This is a genomic window from Marinitenerispora sediminis (assembly GCF_003336425.1).
GTDB lineage: Bacteria > Actinomycetota > Actinomycetes > Streptosporangiales > Streptosporangiaceae > Marinitenerispora > Marinitenerispora sediminis.
The window spans coordinates 1-206 of record NZ_QEIO01000439.1 but is presented as its reverse complement, the minus strand read 5'-3'; the positions used below and the strand labels follow the sequence as shown (position 1 = coordinate 206).

The window sequence follows — 206 nt, the reverse complement described above, 5'->3', positions numbered from 1 at the left end:
GAGGAGAAGGGGTACGCGCTCTTCCTCGTCTCCACGGAGGAGGACTGGGAGGAGAACCGGGCGCTGCTCGACGAGATGACCCGGTCCTTCGAACCCGCGGCGTGACAGGCGGGCCATGACCAGGCGCTGGATCTGGTTGGTTCCCTCGTAGATCTGGGTGATCTTGGCGTCGCGCATCATCCGCTCCAGCGGGAAGTCCTTGACGT

General features: G+C 64.6%; 1 pseudogene. It reads right to left on the bottom strand.

What is annotated here, in order from left to right:
- Positions 1-108 precede the first annotated feature (108 nt).
- Positions 109-206 (bottom strand): annotated as a pseudogene (locus tag DEF28_RS28730) (acyl-CoA dehydrogenase family protein); the annotation flags it as partial.